This is a genomic window from Dolichospermum sp. UHCC 0260 (assembly GCF_009711985.1).
Classification (GTDB): domain Bacteria; phylum Cyanobacteriota; class Cyanobacteriia; order Cyanobacteriales; family Nostocaceae; genus Dolichospermum; species Dolichospermum lemmermannii.
The window spans coordinates 24,342-30,584 of sequence record NZ_VIKZ01000055.1 but is presented as its reverse complement, the minus strand read 5'-3'; the positions used below and the strand labels follow the sequence as shown (position 1 = coordinate 30,584).

The following is a 6,243-nucleotide window of genomic DNA, read 5'->3' as shown; positions in this document are numbered from 1 at the left end:
GGCTCTAGATGTAGTTCTGTTTCCACGGGAGGTTCATCACTATATAAATCATTAGGAGGAAAAATCACATCTTTAGAGATGTTTTCTTTAAGTTCTAATTCTTGAGTAATCATCATAATATGACACCAAGTCGTTATTTGTTGATTATAGCATCGAATTACAAGATCCCCGACTTCTTTAAGAAGTCGGGGATCTGACTGAAACCCAACCTACCAGAATACATGATTATTCCATTTCTCTAATTATATTCATTGTTTCCACACTCACGGTACAGACTCTCATTAATAAATCTATTACCTGTTCTTTGTAATCTGCGAAACGATAGGTATTGAATTTTTCCGCAATGGTTGGATCTTTTGGTTTCTTTTCTTTATATTGATCTAATATCCATTCTAACGCACAACGATTACCTAACATATATTCCCAAGCTATTTTCGGAATATTTTCTAATGTGGTGACATCATCTAGGATAATACTATTTTTGGTTTTATCGGCTTTTAATTTTGCTTTGGGTGTTTTTTGATTGTCTTTTAAGGGAATATCAAGACGGGTTAGGTTATAAGGTGTGACTGTTTCATAATTAATATGTAATTCCATGAGTTGTTTTCCCCAATTAACCCATTTTTGGAAGTTTTCATAATATGGTAAGCGGGGAAATTCGCGTTTGAGGTTGAGTTCGTATTTGCTGCGATAAGCTGGGTTATGTAGGACTGCGTAGGTATAATGAAAGATGTCTATTTTGGTAATTGTTGAATCTTGGTAATGGGTTTGAATTTGTTTTAATCCCCAGTCGGTTATATTATCAATGCGTTTTCCTTCTTTGTCGTAACGGTACAAGGAAATACATTTTGTTGCATTAGGAAGATAAATATCTAAACTAAAAAGATGTTTAGTAGCTAATACAGAAAAGTTGGATCTTTGCCCAAATGAATATGTTATTATTTTATTTTCTGGTGTTTGTAAATAAATTTCATCTGCTCCACTAACTCTATCCAAAAATATATTAGACTTATAAATAATAAATTTACAAAATGGATGATAAAAAATAAATTCAATTCTATTCTCATCAAATTTTTCTTTCTTTGATTGTAGATAGTTAAGTTTTAAATTGCTTGACCACTTAATACAGGAATCAAACTCTGTTCCTTCTTCATGTTTGTAGTTATTATAAAAATCAGTAAACAATATCATTTTTGATTTAAGATTATGTAAGTCAATATCTATAACCCATTCATCTCTATTTGTAGAAATTCCTAAAGAGAATAATTTATATACTGCTTTTTCTTCAGCTTCAATTTTTGTAGATTTAGTATTTTTATCAGCTAAAACCAACAAAGATTCAAAATCATTAAATGAAAGGTTTACCCAGTTGTTATCATTATCAGGTGTGATATGTTCAAAACAAATATCAGAAAAATTAGATTTAGCAATATATTCTAGTTTTGCGTCAGCAGTATTTAAACCAAAAATTTGGTTATAGTATATTTTACACGGTAAACGTTTAGAGGATGTTTGTTTGATCATAAAACTGATGGCTATTCCTACTTGGACATTAAATACATTACCAGTTTTATCTCCTGCTCTAATATCTCCACCTAAATCAATAATATAAATTTCGCTAAATTCATCAGCAACAACTTTTCTAAAACCATCAGCTTCTTTTGAATGGATAAAAGAAGAATTAGTAATAAAAGCTAAAATTCCGTTTTCATTTAGTCTATTTGTAGCCCAAAGAAAGAAGCGAGAATACATATCATATCGTTTTGTTTTCTGAGCATTGCTATATTTTACATAACTTTCTTTGATTAACTTATCTATTTCTGAGTATGCACGATTTTTGTTATTATCATTTTCATTCTGTTGATTTGCATTATAAGGAGGATTTCCAATAATCACAGAAATAGTTCTATCATTCTGTCTTTTAATTCTTGCAGTATTCTCCACACTCATAGCAAACAAATCCAATTGCTTACCCGCAAAAGAAGTATTATCCAAAGTATCCACAAAACAAATATTTTCAAACTCCTCATACACACCCATTTTCTGTTTATAGGTGTATTCAATATTCAAATTTGCAATATAATAAGGCAAAATTGCCACCTCATTACAATGAATTTCATGTTTATATTTATGTTCTAAACTCTGCTTTGGTAAATAATCAATTAATTCAGTAATAAAAGTCCCCGTACCCGTTGCAGGATCTAAAATTTCCACATCTTTATCTGCTAACAACTTCCCAAAATGTTTATGAACTAAAAAATCTGTACTTTCTATCATAAACCGGACAACTTCATTGGGAGTATAAACAATACCTAATCTATCCGCAGCTTTGGGATTATATGCTTTGTAGAAATTCTCATATAAGGCTTTGAGAAACTTCTGTTTTTCTTGATGATTATAAATATTAGCCGCAGTGCGTCGAATAACTGCATAATATCTTTCAATTGTTCCCAGAGTATTTTTCTTCACGCTTCCCGTAAAAAAGGTAGAAATTACCCCTTGTAATTCTCCCGCAATATTATTTTCTCTGTGAAATTGCGATTCATTAAAAATATTGATAAAAATATCTTCCGTTAAAATATGCTGAATCATCATTTCCCGAATATCAAATAAACTGATTTCCGGGTTAATTGATTCCTTGCAAATTCCCCAAAACTTATCCCGCGCAGTTTGAAAAGATGTGTTATTTTCCCCTTGACAATCTATCAAATCTCTGAGAGAATTTAGTACAGTGGGTAAATCTTGCTTAAAAATTTCTATCGCTTCCCGAAAATCCTTAACTTCAGGACGCACATAATTAATAAAACTGGTAATAATTCCATCTACTGCGTCAGCATCCTTCATAGATACACGCATAGTTTCTGTGCTAGATTGAATTAAAACCGCAGTTTGGGAATCTTCAAATAAAATATTACTATCGGGATAACCTTTATTTAATTTCTTTTCTATTTCTTCATCTAATTTATCATATTGGTCTTTGCTTTCCCAATAACCCCAATCTAACCGCAAAGCATCTTTAATTGTGCCATCAGGATAAACAAGTTTACCATTTGGTAATCTATAATCTAATTCAGGAATCAGTAAAAAATCTCTCGGTTTGCAATATTCATTGAGGAGATTTTGAAAAGCCACACGAATAGAAGTTTCTTTGCGAGAACCACCATATTGAATGATTTTTTCGACTTCGGCTTGATATTGAGTTACCAGGAGTCTAGACATAGCTGCACCACAAAATTTAAGTATATTTGTATTTTTAGGTTCTTAGAGGATGTTTGAAAAGTTTTTAATGTATAAATAAAACCCTCTCCAAACCTCTCCCCGCGTCGGGGAGAGGCTTTGAAACCCCCATTCCCTTGTAGGGAAGGGGGGAAGGGGGGTTAGGTTTCTAGAGATTATCGGTTTCATATAATACTTTCCAAACAACCTCTTATACTGGCTCTGTAATTTGATTTAAGTTAATATTCTCAATCAAAGGAATATTTAACCCTAAACGTAAACGTAAAGCCAACCAATCACTTAGAGCTTCTCTCAATTCACGCCGACAACCTTCTAATGTTTTATAATTTGCCCATACTCCCTGCAAACCTGGAATTTCACCCCAATAAGTACCATCATCTTCAATAATTTCATAAACTGCTAATTCCATTGCTTTATCAATGTAACTTGCCAGCATTTTTACTATTTCCTGTTAAGACGTAAATATTTCTTATGTTACAGCAGTTTTCATCTATTTAAACGATACTCTGAATAAGTCCATTTCTTTGTGCCTTGACCCTTTTGGGTTTACTCTGACGAGAGATACCTATCTACAGTGGTTGCATTTCACCAACTCAGAAAACTTTCAGATAGAAGCATTACGGGCTATATACAGGTTATAATTCTTTTTGCGGAGCAACTTTACAAAAATTTATGAGTAATCCCCTTGTGCAAGCCTTTTTCGTAGGCAGAGCAGTCGCTGAAGTGATTAATGAGCGCGTAGAAGTCGCCTTGACTGATGCTTTGAGTGAACTAGGCAAATTTGATGCTGAAACTAAAGAGCAACTACGCCAGTTTACAGAAGAAGTGATGGCACGAGCTAATCGAGCAGCGGAATCGTCTGCAACTGGTACAACCACAGGTAATAGTTCATCTGGTGGAGATCCAGTAGACTTACAGACAGAAATTGACGAATTAAGGGCAGAAATCGCTCTATTAAGAAGTGAATTGCAGAAGCATCGCAATGCTGCAAAATAGGTAATAGGTGATGGGTAATGGGTAATTGGTAATTGGTAATAGGTAATTGGTAATAGGTAATTGGTAATTGGTAATAGGTAATTGGTAATTGGTAATGTGAAAAAATATTCTCCCCTGCCCCCCTACCTCCCCTACTTCCTCTACCTCCCCTGCCCCCCTACCTCCCCTACTTCCTCTACCTCCCCTACCTCCCCTACCTCCCCTACCTCCCCTACTTCCCCTACTTCCTCTACCTCCCCTACTTCCTCTACCTCCCCTACCTCCCCTACCTCCCTTACTCCCTGCCTCCGTAACAACCCGACGGTATAAGAAAAATATGGAACAAGGTTACTCAGACAAAGCATACCGTTGGAATCGGGAAGAATACTCTAGCAAACGCCGCTTTGTGGATATTTGGTCTTTTGTCTTGACCTTGATGTTCAAAATTTGGCGCTATAACAAGGCTTGGAGTTACCCCGGTGGTGTAACAGAAGCCAAGCAAGCAGCTAGACGCAAAGCCCAAGCAATCTGGATTAAAACGACGTTTTTAGATTTGGGTCCGACTTTTATTAAGATTGGACAATTGTTTTCAACTCGTGCGGATATTTTCTCTGCTGAATATGTGGAGGAGTTATCTAAGTTACAAGATAGAGTCCCGGCATTTAGTTATGAACAGGTAGAAGGGATTATTGAGCAGGAATTAGGGAAGAAAATTTCCGTCCTGTTCCAAGATTTTGAACCTGTTCCCTTGGCTGCTGCTAGTTTGGGTCAAGTCCATAAGGCTATTTTGTATACTGGTGAATCAGTGGTTGTCAAGGTGCAACGCCCTGGACTCAAAAAGCTGTTTGAAATTGATTTAGGCATTCTTAAAGGTATTGCTCGCTATTTTCAAAACCATCCCAAATGGGGACGGGGGAGAGATTGGATGGGTATATATGAAGAATGTTGTCGGATTCTCTGGGAAGAAATTGATTATCTGAATGAAGGACGCAACGCCGATACTTTTCGCCGGAATTTCCGTATTTATGATTGGGTAAAAGTACCGAGAGTTTATTGGCGTTATGCTACTTCTAGAGTGATTACTTTGGAGTATGTGCCGGGGATTAAAGTTAGTCAATATGATGCTTTAGATGCAGCGGGTGTGGATAGAAAAGCGATCGCTCGCTATGGCGCACAAGCCTATCTCCATCAACTGCTCAATAATGGCTTCTTCCACGCTGACCCCCACCCCGGTAATCTGGCAGTTAGTCCCGACGGGGCTTTGATTTTCTACGACTTCGGGATGATGGGAACAATTAAATCCAATGTCCGCGAAGGATTAATGGAAACCTTATTTGGTATCGCTCAAAAAGATGGCGATCGCGTGGTAAAATCTCTAGTTGATTTAGGAGCGCTTGCCCCAGTTGATGACATGGGACCAGTCCGTCGTTCAGTCCAGTTTATGCTGGATCACTTCATGGATAAGCCCTTTGAAAATCAATCAGTGGCAGCCATCAGTGAAGACTTGTATGAACTCGCTTATGATCAACCATTTAGATTTCCAGCCACTTTTACCTTCGTCATGCGTGCCTTTTCTACCCTCGAAGGTGTTGGTAAAGGTCTAGATCCAGAATTTAACTTTATGGAAGTTGCCCAGCCTTATGCAATGCAGCTTATGACAGATAACAGTAGTTCTGAGGGGAATAGTTTCTTGAATGAATTAAGTCGTCAAGCAGTCCAAGTCAGTAGCACTGCTTTAGGATTACCACGAAGATTAGAAGATACCCTAGATAAAATAGAACGTGGGGATATCCGGCTGCGAGTTCGCTCCGTCGAAACTGAACGCCTGATCCGGCGACAGAGTAATATACAACTGGCAATAAGTTATGCTCTTATTATCAGTGGTTTTACAATTGCCGGCACAATTCTCCTAGTTAGCCATTATGTCTGGTTAGCAAGCTTTATTGGTTTAATTGCCGCATCAGTTTCATTCATGCTGATTCGGTTGCTTTTACGCCTCGACCGTTATGATCGGATGTATTAATTAATTGT

4 protein-coding genes and 1 pseudogene are annotated in these 6,243 nt (G+C 36.6%); 2 read left to right on the top strand and 3 right to left on the bottom strand.

Annotation, left to right across the window (positions count from 1 at the left end; all coding sequences use genetic code 11):
* The 3 genes and pseudogenes from FJR08_RS23775 to FJR08_RS18555 form a co-directional block, all read right to left on the bottom strand.
* Window positions 1-116, bottom strand: a pseudogene (locus FJR08_RS23775) (Uma2 family endonuclease); the annotation flags it as partial.
* A 109-nt stretch (window positions 117-225) separates the two neighbouring features.
* On the bottom strand, window positions 226-3,219 hold the full coding sequence (locus tag FJR08_RS18560; protein WP_168634160.1) for a type ISP restriction/modification enzyme: 2,994 nt from the start codon (window positions 3,217-3,219) through the stop codon (window positions 226-228).
* A 208-nt stretch (window positions 3,220-3,427) separates the two neighbouring features.
* A complete protein-coding gene (locus FJR08_RS18555; RefSeq protein ID WP_148762832.1) occupies window positions 3,428-3,673 on the bottom strand; it encodes a type II toxin-antitoxin system HicB family antitoxin in 246 nt (81 codons plus the stop codon).
* Window positions 3,674-3,909: 236 nt separating this feature from the next.
* Between FJR08_RS18555 and FJR08_RS18550 the strand changes: the two genes are divergently transcribed.
* Window positions 3,910-4,233, top strand: a complete 324-nt coding sequence (locus FJR08_RS18550) for a DUF6825 family protein (RefSeq protein ID WP_015079226.1) — start codon at window positions 3,910-3,912, stop codon at window positions 4,231-4,233.
* Window positions 4,234-4,549: 316 nt separating this feature from the next.
* Window positions 4,550-6,235 carry an AarF/ABC1/UbiB kinase family protein gene (locus FJR08_RS18545; RefSeq protein WP_168634159.1) on the top strand — a complete coding sequence of 562 codons (1,686 nt, stop codon included), beginning with the start codon at window positions 4,550-4,552 and terminating at the stop codon, window positions 6,233-6,235.
* The last annotated feature ends 8 nt before the right edge of the window (window positions 6,236-6,243 follow it).

Excerpts from the sequence above, each read along its gene's own strand:
- FJR08_RS18560 (WP_168634160.1), bottom strand. The coding sequence starts at position 3,219 with ATGTCTAGACTCCTGGTAACTCAATATCAAGCCGAAGTCGAAAAAATC.
- FJR08_RS18555 (WP_148762832.1), bottom strand. The coding sequence starts at position 3,673 with ATGCTGGCAAGTTACATTGATAAAGCAATGGAATTAGCAGTTTATGAA.
- FJR08_RS18550 (WP_015079226.1), top strand. The coding sequence starts at position 3,910 with ATGAGTAATCCCCTTGTGCAAGCCTTTTTCGTAGGCAGAGCAGTCGCT.
- FJR08_RS18545 (WP_168634159.1), top strand. The coding sequence starts at position 4,550 with ATGGAACAAGGTTACTCAGACAAAGCATACCGTTGGAATCGGGAAGAA.